This window comes from Psychrobacter sp. WY6 (assembly GCF_018448495.1).
Taxonomy (GTDB): Bacteria; Pseudomonadota; Gammaproteobacteria; order Pseudomonadales; family Moraxellaceae; genus Psychrobacter.
In genome coordinates this window covers 2,719,070-2,735,258 of sequence record NZ_CP049902.1, presented here as the reverse complement: position 1 = coordinate 2,735,258, position 16,189 = coordinate 2,719,070, and the positions used below count along the sequence as shown (strand labels likewise).

Sequence of the window (16,189 nt, the reverse complement as noted above, 5' to 3'; positions counted from 1 at the left end):
TAACACTAAATGCAGTATAAAAGGCTGATAATTATTGGCCTTTTATTTTCTAATAATAACACTAGGCAATAATATGGAAGGTTTTAAAGAGCAAGTTTGGGATGTATTCGCACGTGTTGACAGCAGTGACTGTTTGTTTAAGGTTTTTCAAACCGTCAATATAGAAAGTTTCGATATTAGTAAAGGCTTCGCAGCTTCAACAGATATAGTTCAATCATTAGCAAAAATTAGCGATTTCATTGCTAACAAAAGATTTGAGATTAAGGGTAAGCGGCTGCTTATCTTATTGAATGCATATGACTGCGATATCTCCGAAATAAAGAAGGCAGCTGACTGGGCTAACGACAACATTAGCAGGGGTCTTTATCACTTAGTTATTTTCACCAATAATGCTGGAGTCGGTAACAACCTAAAAGTTACTGTGCAACATGTTCCCTGTGCTACAGAATTAGAGTTTGCAAAGAAGGTTTCCCGACATATGGAGATCCTGCTATCTAATCAACCGAAAGGGTCGACACTAAAGCCTAGTAAAGCCGCGTATCCAAAAAGGACGGTTAGTACAGATGACTTGAAAAAAAGTGACATTAAGTTTGATGAAAATTACATTTTAAATGTAAACACAAACTTTCAAATGTTCATGTCATTAAAATCAAAATCTCGCAAGTTAGTAGTAATGGGGCAGGATGCTATTAATCGTAACAATATAGACCTACCCGCTTTTTTCAGATGGAGCTGGGCTGCTGACTTGCCATATTCTGTAATTGTTTTGAACGATCCAACTCTGTATCTCAGCGATACTCTCAATGGTGGTTGGTTTGTTGGGAATAATGCTGAGGATTACGCACAAATTCAAGCTGATATAAGAAAGATAGTGGATTGGTTTGCTCTCACAGATGTTAATTTTTTTGGCGCGTCAGCAGGTGGATTTTCATCAATTATGCTTGCTACATGCTATGGAAAAGGTGCACAAGCGATTGTTGATATTCCTCAAATAGATCTTCAGACCTATCATGCTCGCAATGAAGTTTTAAATCTTTTCAATGCAGCCTTTAATATTAATGATACGGTAGTACCTGAAGACATTCGATATAGGGTTGATGTTACAAAACGCTTTGAAAAGTATGGGTTTATTCCAAAGATTAAATATATGCATAATGTCAAAGACAGTTCTCATATTTCGCAGTTAAATTATTTCATTAACAGATGGTCTGAGATTACCCACACGTTAGATCAGAACCAGGTCGGCGAATTAACTATTCATACTTACGCAAAGTGGCACCTTACAAAAGGTGGACACGTACCATTAAGCAGACAAGATTCTATTGAGCAAATTATATCTTTTGTTGATTAACTTGTTTGATCTATTACCAATTTTATGAACCCACCCAATGGTGGGTTTTTTATTATCAAAAATTTGAGGAAGCCACATGCCAAACAATACACCATTTTGGGATATTATTTTATTAAAGCTCTTGGTATTTCTTCCAAAAGTATTTGCCGCCGTGATTGGTGCGATATTTGGTTTAATGCTATCAGGTGATATCGGTAAAGACGGCAACTTGAAAATTAATATGTCAGTGATCGTCAAATTTACGATCGCAGTTACCATTTCGCTTTTTGGTGGCTCAGCGCATATTGAGTTGATGGGTTATCAGGATTACAGCCCTATGACCCAAGGCGCAATCATGCTCATGTGGGCAGTTTTCGGTATGCTTGCAATTGGGATTGTCTATCAAGCCGTTGCCCTCATGCAGGGCAAGCCTTTATCGGCAATCATTAAAGAAGTCAAAGACGCCGAATTTGCAATTTTTGGCAAATAATAATCAACGTTAAATACGGCCACGTTTAGGGGCTTTTTTACGTCTGGAGGAAAGCATGAGTAAGACATTAACGGAACAGCAAATTAAAGAGGCTGCCAAAGCTGCTGGTATCGAGTACGCAGCGCTAAAAGCAGTTATCGAAGTCGAAGCGCGCTCAAGTGGGTTTTTTAGCAATGGCGAACCAGCCATCTTATTTGAACGTCATAAGTTTTGGGAACAACTTGGCGCTATTAAATGGTTTACTTGGCGTTTGCGTATTTTGGCTAAGCATCCACGTATTTGTAATCCTATTTCAGGTGGTTATGGTCGCTACAGTGAACAACATGACAAGTTACGCATTGCAACAAGCTACAACCATGACATTGCATTGCAGTCGGCGTCATGGGGTATCGGTCAGGTTATGGGTTATCACTGGGAGGCACTAGGCTACCCATCACTACAGTCATTCATCAATGATGTGTACGAAAGCGAAGCGAAGCAATTAGAGGCTATGATTCGTTATATCAAGGTCAATCATTTAGTTGATGAGCTACAACGTCGTGACTGGGCAGGATTTGCAAGCGGCTATAACGGTAAAGCATATGCCAAAAATAATTATGATGAGAAATTAAGACAGGCTTACATTAAGTACGCTTGATTGGTTCTGTTTAAGAAATAGAGAGGGTATCCCAGATTCTGTGTAACTGCCCTTTAGATTAAATGCTTACTGATACGATCATCAAACATAATCATAAAGCGATTCAAAGCAGACGTCCAGTTACGGATCGGCATCGACCACTTTTTGGACGCCTGCTGGGTTGCTAAGTAGACTACCTTGAACGCTGCCTGATCAGACGGGAACACCTGACGCTTATTCACCGCCGTCCGAATCACACTGTTCAGTGATTCTATAGCATTGGTGGTATAAATGGCTTTTCTGATGTCTTTAGGATAATTAAAGAACACCGTTAAGCCCTCCCAATTGCTGCGCCAAGACTTGACCACGTGCGGGTATTTATCACCCCACACCTCATCAAAGTGCTCAAGGTTAGCCTCTGCTATCTCAAGCGTATCAGCGCCATAGATGGCCTTTAAATCAGCGGCTACTGCCTTCTTATCCGTCCATGGCACAAACTTCATGGAATAACGTACCATGTGTACGATACACAGCTGAACCTGAGCATTGGGGTAAACGGTATTGATGGCATCAGGAAAGCCCTTTAAACCATCAACACAGGCAATGAGGATATCTTGCAACCCGCGGTTTTGTAGTTCAGTGAGAACGCCAAGCCAGAACTTAGCGCCTTCGTTCTCTGATAGCCACATACCCAGCAGCTCTTTTTTACCATCCAATCCCACGCTTAGCGCCAGATAAATAGCCTTGTTGATGATCTGCTTATCTTGACGGACTTTAACGACAATGCAGTCTAAGTAGACAATAGGATAGATGCTATTAAGGGGTCTGTTCTGCCAAGCGGTGATGTCCTCTAAGATGTTGTCAGTGATTCTTGAAACCAAGCTGCTGGATATATCGACATCGTAAAGCTCTTTAATGGTTTCGACAATCTCAGTGGTGGTTTGGCCTTTAGCATAAAAAAAGATGATTTTATCGTCAAGACCTGAAATACGGGTTTGATGCTTACTGACAATTACAGGCTCAAAGCTGCTATCACGGTCTCTTGGAGTGGATATCTCAAGTTCGCCTGTGTCACTGCGGACGGTCTTTTTAGTATGCCCGTTGCGCTTATTAGGTTTATCGGCTTTCTCATGCTTAGGGTAGCCAAGATGGTCTTCCATCTCAGCTTCTAGAGCAGTGTCGATGAAGGATTGCATGAGCTGCTTCTGAAAGTCTTTGATGTCATCGAAGCTTTTCATGCTACTGGCCATTTGCTCGGCCAGTTTCTTGATGTCAGTTTGGTTAGTCATTGCTTATTCTCCGGTTAGTGGATTATAAGCAGTTACACAAAGTTTGGGATGGGCTCGAAATAGAGTACTGCCAATCGGCGGAGCTCTATTTCTTGAGCTTAATATTTAAGTTATTCGATGAATACACCGAAAGACGGAGAAAATCCTTGAGTATGTATTGTCAATAACTCTTTTATCGCATCTTGTATATCAGAGCTGTCTTTGCAATCCTCATTCCAAGATTTGACTGCTTGACAAATTTCAGAACAAAAAGCCTGAAGATTAAGAATCAGTACACCTTCAATATGGCAACGATGGGATCCGGTTGTGGAAAATGTAATCTTCGAAAGAACTTCTCTTCGAGCTTTTTGGCTGGTTTATCATCTCTTCCTTCATGAAGAAGCGCACAACGTAAAGCATAACAATCCTCTCCAGACATAAAGGTAAATCCTTCTCCGTGAAAAGGACTCTCATAATGATGAAGCACATATTCATCGAACCATTTCACATAACGCTTCTTAGATTCTTTTGCTAGCTCAGGATTATAGTCAGTTCAAAACAAAAGTGTTATGTCTAGGACAAACATCATAAAATAATTTGGATAAGTCATTTTCCATCCACCCTTGGCGTAGAAACTTCACTTGAGCCCATTTTTTCTCAATAGGGTTCAAGTCTGGGCTGTACGGCGGCAGCCATAGGATACGATGACCATGCCTGTTCAGTAATTTTTGGATACGTCTACTTTTATGAAACCGAGCGTTATCCATGACAATCACGCATTTGGTTTTAAGGCTTGGGATTAGGGTGTGTTTGCACCAATCGTAGAATATGCCGCTGTTAATGTTGTGTTCAAAGTAATCCAGTGCAAATAGCATCTTTTCATATAGAGCCCCAATGACGTTGGTTCGCTTTTTACCTTGCCAGTTGTAGCTGTCGATACAGGGTTTGCCTATCGGTGCATAACCATGAGGACGAATGGTCTGGCTTTCAAAACCGCTTTCGTCCATATACACAATGGGATAACCTTGCTGTTTAAAGTTATCAAGCTTACTCTGATACGCCGCTCTTTTTATTGGACATGCTTTTGGATGCTCTAAGGTCTTTTTTTTGACTGATGCCTAGGCGTTTTAAAGCCTCACAAATGGCTGGGGCAGTACAGTTGAACCGTCTTGCTCTCTCATAGTGATAGTCATCAGGGTAACGCTCAACGTCTTTGCGTAGTGCATCATCCGGTATTTTTGATGGCGTAACATTGCGAGTGCTCTTACTATGCAGCCGTTTCTTCCACTTTTGAATAGTGGTTGGACTAATGTCATAAAAAGAGGCTGCCTCGGCAAAGGTCATGCCATCTGCTAAGCTTTTAAGAACTTGTTTGCGATAATCTAGTGAGTAAGTCATGATAATTGAGTATATCTGTTGAGATGTTTTATCTTATAACATTTTTTACTTAATGCACTATACTTAATCTACCGCATATATCTGGTATAGTTAATGCTAATGTTAATGCTGCATACCAATTTTCAGATTTAATACTTTTTTCAATTGCTCGTGTAAAACGTTCCATGTTTATCCTTAATTGTCTAAAGTTAATAACAATCATTATAATGAGGAGCTATATATTACTCTAATATATAGCTAATAATTTTTTAATCTCTGACATGATTTTTGACAGCGCACCATCAAACACACATACGTAATCACATTACATAATCGTAAGTGGTTGATATTACTAAGAGCAAGTTTGATAGAATGTTATGTAATCGGGTTCAACTCCCGCCATCTCCACCAAATATTAAAAATCCGATCACTTTGTGGTCGGATTTTTTTATTTGCCTAAATTTAGCACAATCATTTATGAGGGTTATAAATATACTAATACCGATTGCTATTTGATTACTTTTTACTACCTGACGGAAAATAGCAGACAATAAAAAAGACCTTCAATTGCTTGAAGGTCTTTAATGGTATAGCTTAAATTTGGTGGGCCCAGTATCAACCAAACTACCTTTTTAAGTTGTTGATATTAAAAGGTATTATGTATTAATAAATATCTTATACCAACCAATATACCAACTATTTATTTGGGTAAGAGTTCGGTTAACTAGCCGAATTTAGGTATTCAGATCCGATAAGAATTGTTATCAATTGTTAAGTATGAGAATTTTTTTATTTATATTTTATCATGCTATAAATCTCAATAGGATCATCATCCTTATTATAATTACGTTTATCTATGATAGTAAGCTTTCCTAACATATATATGCTGTTCTCAAATCTGCTTCGTAATACATTCCATATATCTTCTGGCACTATCAAGTAGGCTCCCATCGCTGGGTCTAGACACGCATAATGCATCGGATACCAATAATAGTGCTATATTTTGTATTTAGCATTCAGAACATCTCCAAAGTAATAGTCAACTGAGCTTGAAGTTGTTTTCATATCTGAGGGAGGACAGCCACTTGCGAAGCTCGGAGTCTCTACGCCTCTAGAGACATAATTAACTTCGAATCTACCGAATTCTACGTCTATTGGATGTGCACGTATTGAAAAGGGGTTAATACCTAGCTCTCTACCAATGTCGTACTGGAGTGCATCAAATACTTCTTTGGGGGTTAGGCTTATTTTTTTACTAGATTGAAAGACTTGCAGCTCCATGTCTATATATACACCATTTATAGTACGAATGATCGGACCTGAACCGAATAGTATCTTCTGTTCCTGGTTTATCAAGTCTTGCATATATTTCGCCAGTGCTGTTTTATCAGGTAAAGCTTCATTTTTTCTAATTTCTGAAAGCTGAGGCCAACCAGTTGGTGCTTTAGACGGTTGCAAAGAGGTATAAGGAGTACCGAAAGGTTTGACTTGATTGGTGAAAAAACTCGCTTTTGCATCAGATAGTCCTAGACAGTGATATGCATAGGATAGTGTTCTTAAATAAGCGGATAAGATGACCGTTTCTGCTTGAGTAATTATATTGAATACTAATTTATCTCTTGGATAAAAACGATTGTTACAAAAGCCATAATAATTAAAGTAAATAAAATCCTGTCTGCCTTTGATACATTCCCATTCATACTCAAAATGTGCTAAGAGAGGATAATTCAAATCCTTACTTAAAACTTGTAGAAAATTCAAATATAAAGGAGCTATACCATTCTGTGCTTTGTTAAATGAACCTGAATAAGCTTTATCTTCATTTCTAACAGTATAGAAAGTATTATTTGCTTTTTTAGTTAGTAAACCTAGTTTTCTCAAAATATTATTCGATAATATTGATGGATATAATAGCTAAGGTTAGCTCCTCAGAACTATAAATTTGTCCATTTATCAACAACAGAATTGACAAGTAGTCAGTTATGTCTATTTCATACTGTAGTTGACTTAAGTGCTGCAAAAATAGTGGTCGAAACGAAAAGTCATTTTCGAGAAGTTTAGCAATTTGATGAGCTGTCCTTAATCTAGCAACTCTGTCTGGCCATTTGTAGGACCATAAAAGTATGTGAGAGGGCACTTGTTCTATAGATAATTCTTGTAGTTGCCAATACAAAGGTGTGAGTGACAGATGATTAGTTTCATCTTCCAAGCATTTAAGCATAGACTCGGTCGTAGCGACCGCTAAATCATACTCTCCAACGACTAGAAAAAATTTGACGAGTTCGTAAGTGGGTATAAGAAACCATTCTGAATCGCCAGTCTCGGAAAATTTTGATGATAATGTATCATCTAAGAACTTTTGCCAATTATCTTTATATTTTTTGGCATAAATAAGAATAGTATCTTTTCCACCCCAAAATCGACTCCATAGCCTATTCAAACGAACGCTATGCAACCTCTACCATGTCAAAGTAGGTCAACCAAATATTATAATATGCTGTTATCTTACATGTATTGATTCTATTAGCTTACAGTTATTCTATAATTAAAAAATGACAAGGTCAATTCATACAAGATAAAATTTAGCACGTATTTGGGCACTACAATTTTATAGTCTTTTTACCTCTACTCTAGTGTCGATTAAGCCAAAAATAATACCTTTATCATAAAAGAATACTCATTGAACCGCCCCGGGATTGTCGGAGACCTAATATTCTGAGAGAATACGACAATGAAAACACGACATTATACTCCTGAGATTAAAGAACGCGCCGTTCGCATGCTCATTGAAGCGGCAGGCGACTACCCCTCTACCTGGTCAGCGATTCAAGCCATCGCCCCTAAGATTGGCTGCACACCTGAGACCCTGCGATCCTGGCATAAAAAGCACATCGATCAAACTATTCCTGCCTCAGTACAAGCGCAAAGTGATAAAGAACGCATCAAAGAGCTTGAACGCGAGAATAAAGAACTTAAGCAAGCTAATGAAATCATCAGGAAGGCTGCGGCTTTTTTCGCCCAGGCGGAGACGGGCCGCCCACCGAAATAATGGTCGATTTCATTGATGTTAACAAGCAAGAATATGGGATCGAGCCAATCTGTAGAGTACTACCGATTGCCCCATCAACCTATCACCGTGCTAAAGACTTAGAAGAGTGCCCTGACAAGCGCCCTTTACGCAGTCAGCATGACGACTTCTACATCAGCGAAATCAAACGTATCTGGCAGGACAGTAAATGCCGTTACGGTGTTCGTAAAGTCTGGCAGCAGATGAAGGCTGATGGCGTAAAGGTTGCTCGTTGCACCGTAGAGCGTTTAATGAAGCAGTATGGTATGCAAGGTGTCTGGCGCGGTAAGGGTAAGATTACCACCAACAGCCGTGACGACCAAAAACGCGCTGATGACCTAGTCAATCGTAACTTTAATGCACGTCAACCCAATCAGCTTTGGGTAGCTGACTTCACCTATATAAAAACAACTAGCGGCTGGGTATATACCGCTTTTATTATTGATGTATTTGCTCGCGCTATTGTGGGCTGGAAAGTATCGAATCGCATGAATACCGATATGGTTATGGCTGCGCTAAATCAGGCGATAGCAGACAGGAACAACCCTAAGGATGTCATTCATCACAGTGATCGAGGGGTTCAGTACTTATCCATTCGCTATACTGACAAAATGTGTGACTCTGGTATCATCGCTTCTGTCGGCACGACTGGTGATTCATACGATAATGCACTGGCTGAAACGGTCAATGGACTCTATAAATCTGAGGTAATTGACTATTTAAAGGAGAACTGGACTGGTATCAATGATGTTGAACTGGCAACCCTTGAATGGGTGGACTGGTTTAACAAGAAGCGTTTGCATAGTACGATTGGTTATGTGGCGCCCTTTGAGTTTGAAAAGCGGTATTATGATAATTTAATCCTGTCAGGCATGGCTGCCTGACTCAAGTAAATCACTCTCCGATATAGTCGGGGCGGTTCAGTCAGTCGATAGCAATAGAGGCGTCATTAGAAGACAACCCTGAATGCATGGCTCTCTTACAGCAGATAGCCGCATTAAAGGGGGCAGTAAATGGTCTTATGAAGGAAGTGTTGGAAGAGCATATAAGAGAGCATTTAGGGGCAGAGGACATTACCCAGCAACAACGTCAACAAGAAATAGAAGACGTGTTGTCCATACTAAAAACGTATCTAAAGTAGAAAACTAAGCATAACAATATTTCAAAAGGTACTATTTTATTATGTTAGAGGTACTCTTATTGGCGTTAGCACTCGCTGCGGATGCGTTTGCCGCTTCAATCGGTCTTGGTTCCACGCACCGAGCTGAATCTAAGCCGCAATTTATAAAAATGGCTTTACTTATAGGTTTGTATTTTGGGGTTGCTCAGGGAATAATGCCGCTGATTGGTTACGCACTTGGCTCTACCATGCTGGGCTGGTTTGCTGAAGGGGCGGCTTGGGTTGCTTTTGTCATATTGGTAGCAATTGGCATCAAAATGCTCTATGAGTCGCGTTCAGTTAATGATGACGATACTCGGATTAATGTAAGTCATAAAACCTTGCTGTCGTTAGCCATAGCTACCAGTCTCGATGCCATGGCAGCAGGCTTTACCTTAAATCTGTTGGCTGTTAATGCTTATGTTGCCTGTTTAATCATTGCACTGACGACCGCTATTTTAAGTGTCTTAGGAGCTTATATAGGACGCCAATCAGGGACATGGCTCGGCAGTTGGGCAGAAGCGCTAGGCGGTTTGGTGTGATCGCTATTGGTGTGAATATGGTGGTGTAAAGGCGATCTTATATTTGAGAATTTTCAGAGACTAATCAAAATAGGAATACGATTGCTTCATGTTGAAAGGTACACTGAGCTGCTATAAACAATGTGGGCTATTTTTATTATTAGCCTACAGCTGAAGATTTGTGTCCTCACTAGGGGAACTAAAATCATTGAATAATGTTGTACTTGTTGAGGTGCTTTAATTGGGTTCAATTCTCTATATAGGAATCGAACTGCTAGTGTTGGATATGAATTTAATGTCTATGAGGTCGATAGTATGGGTCATCATCATTAAGCTTTCTGATTAAAATTTCCCAAGTTAGTTTCTACAATTTCTTCAGCATAACTCAGTGATTGCGCTGCTTGAAGCTGTGATGTTAGTATAAGGAGGAGATTTCTAAAACACACTTACAAATACTGGTCTAAACAAGATCTCAAAATATAAGGATACCGTCATGGGTAGTTTTTCAATTACACATTGGCTAATTTTATTGGTAGTAGTGGTGGTCGTATTTGGTACTGCTAAGCTTAAAAATGCTGGCAAAGACTTAGGTGGTGCAGTAAAGGGTTTTAAAGAAGCAGTGAAAGATGAAGAAACTGAGCATGCTCATAACAAACGTGTGCTTAGCCATGAAAATGATACACAAGCAGGCAGTCAGGTTGATGATATGGAAATCAGCCCCGTCACCACTTATGATAAGCACAAAGTATGAAGCGAGCCGCTTATAAATAGCGGCACTAAGTAGTTTATTAATATGTGTGACTGTTATGTTTGATATTGGTTTTTCCGAACTACTCTTGTTTGGCGTCATTGCTTTAATCGTATTGGGCCCAGAGAAGCTGCCACAGGCCGCACGTACCGCTGGGCAATGGTATGCCAAAATGCGTCGTATAGTATCAACACTACAGTCTGAAATAGAAGCTGAGCTTGATCTAGCTGAAACGCGTCAACAAATGCAAAATGAACTTGCAAAAATCCGTCAGACCGAGTCGGATATGAAGCGTGAAATGGTGGAAATGCGTGGCAGTATGCAAAAATTTGAGCATTCACAGAACAAAAGCTTAGACGTTTCACATCAGCCAATCACCTCTTATGATGAAGACCATCAACCGAATACTTCCTCCTCGCTAATTAAACAGGAGGCGGATCAGTGAGCCTATTTAAACGGCAAAAAAGTCGACAAGAAAAGATAGCAGATTCAGAGTTTGAAGCGACAACAGATACAACACAGAATAATGAGTCTGGAGATACGTTAGGTATGCTTGGCGATATGCCTATTACCGGACATTTAATCGAGCTGCGTACGCACTTAATAAGAATATGCGTGGTCGTCTTAATTATATTCTTAGTATTGGTGGGATTTTCACGCGAGCTTTATAATCTTTTATCAGACCCATTAGTGGCGCAGTTACCCATCAATTCGACCATGATTGCCACTGATATAACGTCAAACTTTATGGCACCCATTCGCTTAACGATATTCGTCGCCGCATTTTTAGCAATGCCTTATATCCTGTATCAAATTTGGTCATTTGTAGCTTCCGGCTTATATAAAAAGAGAAGAAAATTGCCATTCCTGTACTGCTATCTTCGATATTTCTATTTTATGCTGGTGTTGCTTTTTCCTACTTTGTCGTACTCAAAGGGGTATTGAAATTTTTTATTATGTTCGCTCCGCAGAACGTTATACCAATGACCGATATTGACAGTTATCTGAGCTTTGCCCTCAAGCTATTTATGGTGTTTGGACTGACTTTTGAGATTCCAGTGGTTACCTTATTGCTGATAATGGCCGGAATCGTTTCTACTCAGAGTCTAGAGGATAAACGTCGTTATATTATAGTCGGCTGTTTTGGGGTTGCAGCGGTAGTAACACCGCCTGATGGCGTATCAATGTTATTACTGGCAATTCCTATGTGGCTATTGTTTGAGCTGGGGCTACTTTTAGCAAAAATATTAATTAAAAGTGAACGAAATAACGATTTAGTCTCAGGGAATGAAACATTAGAAAGTACCTAGCAATAGAAAGCTAGCAATAGAAAGTAGCCAGCAATACCTTAAACACGCCAAGTACCTCTCTTTGATAGCTGACTCACTGGCTAAGATAGGCAAATCAAATGGACGACACCAAACTTACTATTCTTTAGATGCTTACTCTAGACTTTCAGTAGATTATGCAAGTTTACTAAAAACACTTGTTTAATGGACACTCGCTGGTAGTGGGGCTTAGATTTTATTATCTAGTTCTCTGATTCAAATAGATTGGTCTCTGATATCTCCCGAGAACTTCAATATTAATAAGTCGAGACGGGTTCTTCTGTTTCACCACTATTTAACACTTCAGAATCATTACTACGGTTAATACCTACATCATCATTTGACATATCTTCGCTGACTATCGCACCATCCTCGGAAACTGCCCCAGTATTCTCAGGCATATCATTACTTGGCAGAATAGCACTTTCCTCTCGGTTACTATGCATGGGCTCACTGGAAATAGCTATCTCAGCTGCTGCTTCTTGCTCTGATGTTTGTGAGTCAACCTCTAGAGCTGAACCTTCCATCGTTGATTCGTTTTTTATCACAAGCACTTAATGTTAATGCCGATGTTGCTAGTATGACAAATAGCCATTTTTTACGGGTGGTGTTTGATTTCTTATTGTCAGGGGATAGTTGGATTATGGTAGCAGTTTTTAGAGTTTTATTTATCATATTCATAATGCTCTCAGCTCTCTAGCCTAATTAGTTGGTAATAACCTTTAAAGTTATGCCGTTAGATAAAATGCTAATCAGTAAGGTTTAATTAATATCATAGGACTATACTAACAATTAAGGGTAGCTACCTTATCAGTTACAGCACAATTATGTTAAAAATTCGTAACTACCTGTCAATGAGTCATGTCTTATGGTGGGTTGAATATAAGTAAGCGCTGATTACCCAAAATAAATAAAGTAATAGCGCAAATGATAATTTATTGAGTAGGCTTCCGCACTTAACGCACTCTGAAGTCTTAACCTACTGCTTTATAAGAAAATGGTTACATGCAAAAATTCCGTATAAATACTGGCTTGAAGTCATATTAGTCTCGATAAACCGGCATAAATTTGGCTAAGAGTTGAGACGTAAATATCAAAAATAAATCATTAATGTTAGAATGGTTTTAAGCTCTACTTCAGTCAGTTTACTTTAAATTTCTAGGTCACTCTTAATGATGACTTAAGCCGATCAAATAAGGTCAGATATATGCTAATCACAGAGCTGGGATATTTTGCTTTGCTGGTAGCCTTTGTGCTCGCCATATTGCAAGTGATATTACCTACATGGGGTGTATTAAATAACAATGTTGCTATGCAACGGTTAGCGCCGAGTCTAGCTTGGGCACAATTCTCTATGATGATGCTGTCATTCGTAGGATTGATGGCAGGGTTTTATTACAATGACTTTAGTCTGGAATATGTGACCCAACACTCTAATAGCTTACTACCTTGGTATTACCGAGTATCAGCGACTTGGGGTGGTCACGAAGGCTCGTTATTGTTATGGATGACTATTCTGGCGACTTGGGCGGCATTAGTCTCTTTATTTAGCCGCGGTTTACCATTATCTATGCGTGCGCGGGTGTTGGTTATTATGGCTGGCGTGCAGACGATGATGTTAGCGATGCTTATTTTCACCTCATCGCCGTTTAATCGCACCTTGCCTTATCTAATGGTCGATGGTGTAGACCTAAATCCAGTACTACAAGATCCTGGATTAATCATTCACCCGCCAATGCTATATATGGGTTATGTTGGCATGGTCGTGCCTTTTGCTTTTTGTATGGCAGCATTGTGGGCAGGGAGGCTGGATGCAGTATGGGCACGCTGGTCGCGGCCTTGGACTCAGGCGGCTTGGGGTTTTTTAACGCTAGGCATCGCTCTGGGTTCTTGGTGGGCTTATTATGAGCTTGGCTGGGGTGGCTGGTGGTTTTGGGATCCAGTGGAGAATGCTTCTTTGATGCCATGGCTGGCGGGTACGGCATTATTGCATTCATTGGCTGTCACTGAAAAGCGTGGTGTCTTTAAGGCATGGACCATTATGCTGGCCATCTTTACCTTTGCGCTGAGTTTGCTAGGTACCTTCCTTGTACGCTCTGGCGTTATTACCTCTGTGCATTCATTTGCAGCTGATCCAACCCGAGGCCTCGTTATTTTAGTTATTTTAGCGATAGTCATCGGCGGTGGGTTAATTATGTTTGCCCTGCGTGGCTGGCAGTTGACTGTTGAAAGTCAATATCGCGCGATATCGCGTGAGTCTTTTTTAGTCATCAATAACGCAATTATTTTAATAGCGACTTTAGTCGTCCTGCTTGGTACCTTGTATCCTATCATTGCTGATGCCTTTAATTTAGGCCAAGTCTCCGTTGGTGCGCCTTATTTTAATGCTTTATTTGTACCGCTAACGTGGTTATTAATGCTCGCGATGGGCATGGGCTCGAATATTCGTTGGAAGAAGGACAGTCGACCTTTACTTGGACCGGCACTGATTATCGGTATTAGCAGTGCTGTTTTGGGTGCAATTATCAGCTATTTCGTGTATCCAGTAGCAATGTTTAATATCGCGGTGACTGTCGCGTTGAGTCTATGGGTATTGGCATGGATGTTCATCGATATTAAAGATAAGACTAAAAACGCTAAAACTCGACTGGCTGGTATTAAACGTCTGAAAAGTAGTTATTGGGGCATGCAGACCGCCCACGTAGGCGTATTAATCGCCGCGATAGGTGTGGCATTTACCTCTAGTATGAGTATTGAAACCGATGTGGCGATGGGTATCGGCGACAGCGTTCATGTTCAAGGTTATGATTTTGAGATTAAAAGTTTTACAGAGGTCAAAGGCAGTAACTATGATGCGACCGAAGCCGAAGTCTTAGTCAGTAAAGAGGGTCAATCGGTTACGACATTGCGGCCACAAAAACGTACTTACGTGGTGAGTATGATGCCGATGACCGAAGCTGCAATTGATGACCGACTAAGCCGAGATCTATATGTCGCGTTAGGTGAACCTATCGCTGAAGACAGTAATCAGTGGGCCATCCGCATCTATGTCAAACCACTTATCCGTTGGATTTGGCTGGGTTCTATTATCATGGTACTCGGTGTAGTGATATCGATGTTAGATCCTCGTTATCGCATCAAACCTAGGAAGTATTCCAAAATTTTAGAAGATGATCTTGACTATGGTATCTATGAAGACAGGCCTATAGATATAAAGACTGGGGTAAAATTAGTTAATAGTTCAGTCAGTCAGTAGAGGAGCGCTAAGGTTATGGAAAGTAAACAACTTAAACTGTGGTTTTTGATTCCGCTTATCGTGTTTATTGGTTTCATTATTATGCTTTTTTTTAGACTGGGTAAACCGACGGAAATCGTGACCAATACAGCACTCGAACGTCCAGTACCAACTTTTGAGTTGCCACTATTGTCTGATACCAGTCTCATGGTGACAGACTCACAAATGCCAACATCTCCTTATTTAATCAATATTTGGGGTTCATGGTGTCCGACTTGTGTGTATGAACATCCTTTCTTTTTAGAATTAAAGGCGTGGTGTCCATACGGTCGGTGTGAACTATAAAGACGAGATTGGTGATGCGCTTAATTACCTTAATGAGCTTGGCGATCCGTATTTGATGTCTGTGCAAGACTATTCTGGTCAGTTCGCCTTGGATTTAGGTTTGACTGGTGCCCCTGAGACTTTCGTTGTCGATAGCAAGGGCATTATTCGTCAGCATATCGTTGGTGAAGTAAACGAAGAAAATTGGCAAAGTCGGATTAACCCTTGTTTAAAACTTCTACAACAAGAGGCTACTGGTGAAAAAATAGCATCTACCCAAGTTGAAGAGGTTTGCCAATGAATGCTAACACCTCATTATTTTACAGACTAGTGTTAATCCCAGTTTTTGTGCTTTTTACCTTATTAATAGGAGCGACAAACCTGAGTCATGCGGCTATCGAAGTTTACGACTTTGATTCAAAACGGCAAGAAGCGCAGTACCGCGGCCTAATTGATGAGTTTCGTTGCCCGAAATGCCAAAATCAAAATCTGGCAGGTTCTGATGCACCTATCGCCCAGGATTTAAAGCAAAAAACTTATGATATGGTAAAAGATGGTCGCTCGGACGCTGAGATTCGTCAGTATATGCAAGAGCGGTATGGCGATTTTATTAGTTATAGTCCACCAGTACGTCCATCTACATGGATACTTTGGTTCTTTCCCCCTGTTATTAATCTTAATACTGGGCGGCTGGTTTTGGCGCAATCATACTCGTGGTAAAGCTCC

13 protein-coding genes, 4 pseudogenes and 1 other annotated feature are annotated in these 16,189 nt (G+C 40.2%); of the genes and pseudogenes, 12 read left to right on the top strand and 5 right to left on the bottom strand.

The annotated features are described in order from the left end of the window. Positions 1-73: 73 nt before the first annotated feature. From G7Y90_RS13635 to G7Y90_RS13625, 3 genes are all read left to right on the top strand, one after another. Positions 74-1,351 (top strand): hypothetical protein, encoded by a 1,278-nt coding sequence (locus tag G7Y90_RS13635; protein WP_250162637.1) that lies wholly within the window; start codon positions 74-76, stop codon positions 1,349-1,351. Positions 1,352-1,427: 76 nt separating this feature from the next. Further along, entirely contained in the window at positions 1,428-1,820 is a 393-nt protein-coding gene (locus G7Y90_RS13630) for a hypothetical protein (RefSeq protein WP_250162636.1), read from the top strand. Between the two features lie 55 nt (positions 1,821-1,875). Further along, on the top strand, positions 1,876-2,457 hold the full coding sequence (locus G7Y90_RS13625) for an N-acetylmuramidase family protein (protein ID WP_250162635.1): 582 nt from the start codon (positions 1,876-1,878) through the stop codon (positions 2,455-2,457). A 53-nt stretch (positions 2,458-2,510) separates the two neighbouring features. Here the strand turns inward: G7Y90_RS13625 and G7Y90_RS13620 are convergent, their stop codons facing one another. From G7Y90_RS13620 to G7Y90_RS13605, 4 genes are all read right to left on the bottom strand, one after another. Then, positions 2,511-3,725 (bottom strand): IS256 family transposase, encoded by a 1,215-nt coding sequence (locus tag G7Y90_RS13620; protein ID WP_250162634.1) that lies wholly within the window; start codon positions 3,723-3,725, stop codon positions 2,511-2,513. Between the two features lie 527 nt (positions 3,726-4,252). Beyond that, on the bottom strand, positions 4,253-4,777 hold the full coding sequence (locus tag G7Y90_RS13615; protein ID WP_201541007.1) for an IS630 family transposase: 525 nt from the start codon (positions 4,775-4,777) through the stop codon (positions 4,253-4,255). Further along, a complete protein-coding gene (locus tag G7Y90_RS13610; RefSeq protein WP_201541006.1) occupies positions 4,752-5,102 on the bottom strand; it encodes an IS630 transposase-related protein in 351 nt (116 codons plus the stop codon). The genes G7Y90_RS13615 and G7Y90_RS13610 overlap by 26 nt, the downstream gene beginning before the upstream one ends. A 975-nt stretch (positions 5,103-6,077) precedes the next feature. Continuing rightward, on the bottom strand, positions 6,078-6,962 hold the full coding sequence (locus G7Y90_RS13605) for a hypothetical protein (RefSeq protein WP_250162633.1): 885 nt from the start codon (positions 6,960-6,962) through the stop codon (positions 6,078-6,080). 850 nt (positions 6,963-7,812) lie between these two features. On the opposite strand from G7Y90_RS13605, the gene G7Y90_RS13600 reads away from it, so the two are divergent. The 6 genes and pseudogenes from G7Y90_RS13600 (at position 7,813) to tatC (ending at position 11,886) form a co-directional block, all read left to right on the top strand. Beyond that, positions 7,813-9,032, top strand: a protein-coding gene (locus G7Y90_RS13600) for an IS3 family transposase (protein ID WP_250162632.1) whose coding sequence is annotated in 2 segments (ribosomal slippage) — positions 7,813-8,089 and positions 8,089-9,032 — 1,221 coding nt in all. Because the reading frame shifts where the segments join, the coding sequence is not laid out codon by codon here. After that, positions 8,088-8,204: a sequence feature (AL1L pseudoknot), on the top strand. (Overlaps the previous gene by 117 nt.) 86 nt (positions 9,033-9,118) lie before the next feature. Continuing rightward, on the top strand, positions 9,119-9,289 hold the full coding sequence (locus tag G7Y90_RS13595) for a metal-sensing transcriptional repressor (protein ID WP_502937362.1): 171 nt from the start codon (positions 9,119-9,121) through the stop codon (positions 9,287-9,289). A gap of 41 nt (positions 9,290-9,330) precedes the next feature. Then, a pseudogene (locus G7Y90_RS13590) lies at positions 9,331-9,878 on the top strand (manganese efflux pump MntP). Positions 9,879-10,321: 443 nt separating this feature from the next. Then, a complete protein-coding gene (tatA, locus tag G7Y90_RS13585) occupies positions 10,322-10,579 on the top strand; it encodes a Sec-independent protein translocase subunit TatA (protein WP_201541813.1) in 258 nt (85 codons plus the stop codon). A gap of 55 nt (positions 10,580-10,634) precedes the next feature. After that, positions 10,635-11,021, top strand: a complete 387-nt coding sequence (gene tatB / locus G7Y90_RS13580) for a Sec-independent protein translocase protein TatB (protein ID WP_250162631.1) — start codon at positions 10,635-10,637, stop codon at positions 11,019-11,021. 104 nt (positions 11,022-11,125) lie between these two features. Next, a pseudogene (tatC, locus tag G7Y90_RS19235) lies at positions 11,126-11,886 on the top strand (twin-arginine translocase subunit TatC). 275 nt (positions 11,887-12,161) lie between these two features. Here tatC and G7Y90_RS13565 read toward each other — a convergent pair. Next, a complete protein-coding gene (locus G7Y90_RS13565) occupies positions 12,162-12,431 on the bottom strand; it encodes a hypothetical protein (protein ID WP_250162629.1) in 270 nt (89 codons plus the stop codon). A gap of 680 nt (positions 12,432-13,111) precedes the next feature. On the opposite strand from G7Y90_RS13565, the gene G7Y90_RS13560 reads away from it, so the two are divergent. The 3 genes and pseudogenes from G7Y90_RS13560 to G7Y90_RS13550 form a co-directional block, all read left to right on the top strand. Further along, on the top strand, positions 13,112-15,160 hold the full coding sequence (locus G7Y90_RS13560) for a heme lyase CcmF/NrfE family subunit (protein ID WP_250162628.1): 2,049 nt from the start codon (positions 13,112-13,114) through the stop codon (positions 15,158-15,160). A gap of 15 nt (positions 15,161-15,175) precedes the next feature. Beyond that, positions 15,176-15,764 (top strand): annotated as a pseudogene (locus G7Y90_RS19230) (DsbE family thiol:disulfide interchange protein). Then, positions 15,761-16,158: pseudogene (locus tag G7Y90_RS13550) on the top strand (cytochrome c-type biogenesis protein); the annotation flags it as partial. The pseudogenes G7Y90_RS19230 and G7Y90_RS13550, both read left to right, overlap by 4 nt. Positions 16,159-16,189 lie beyond the last annotated feature (31 nt).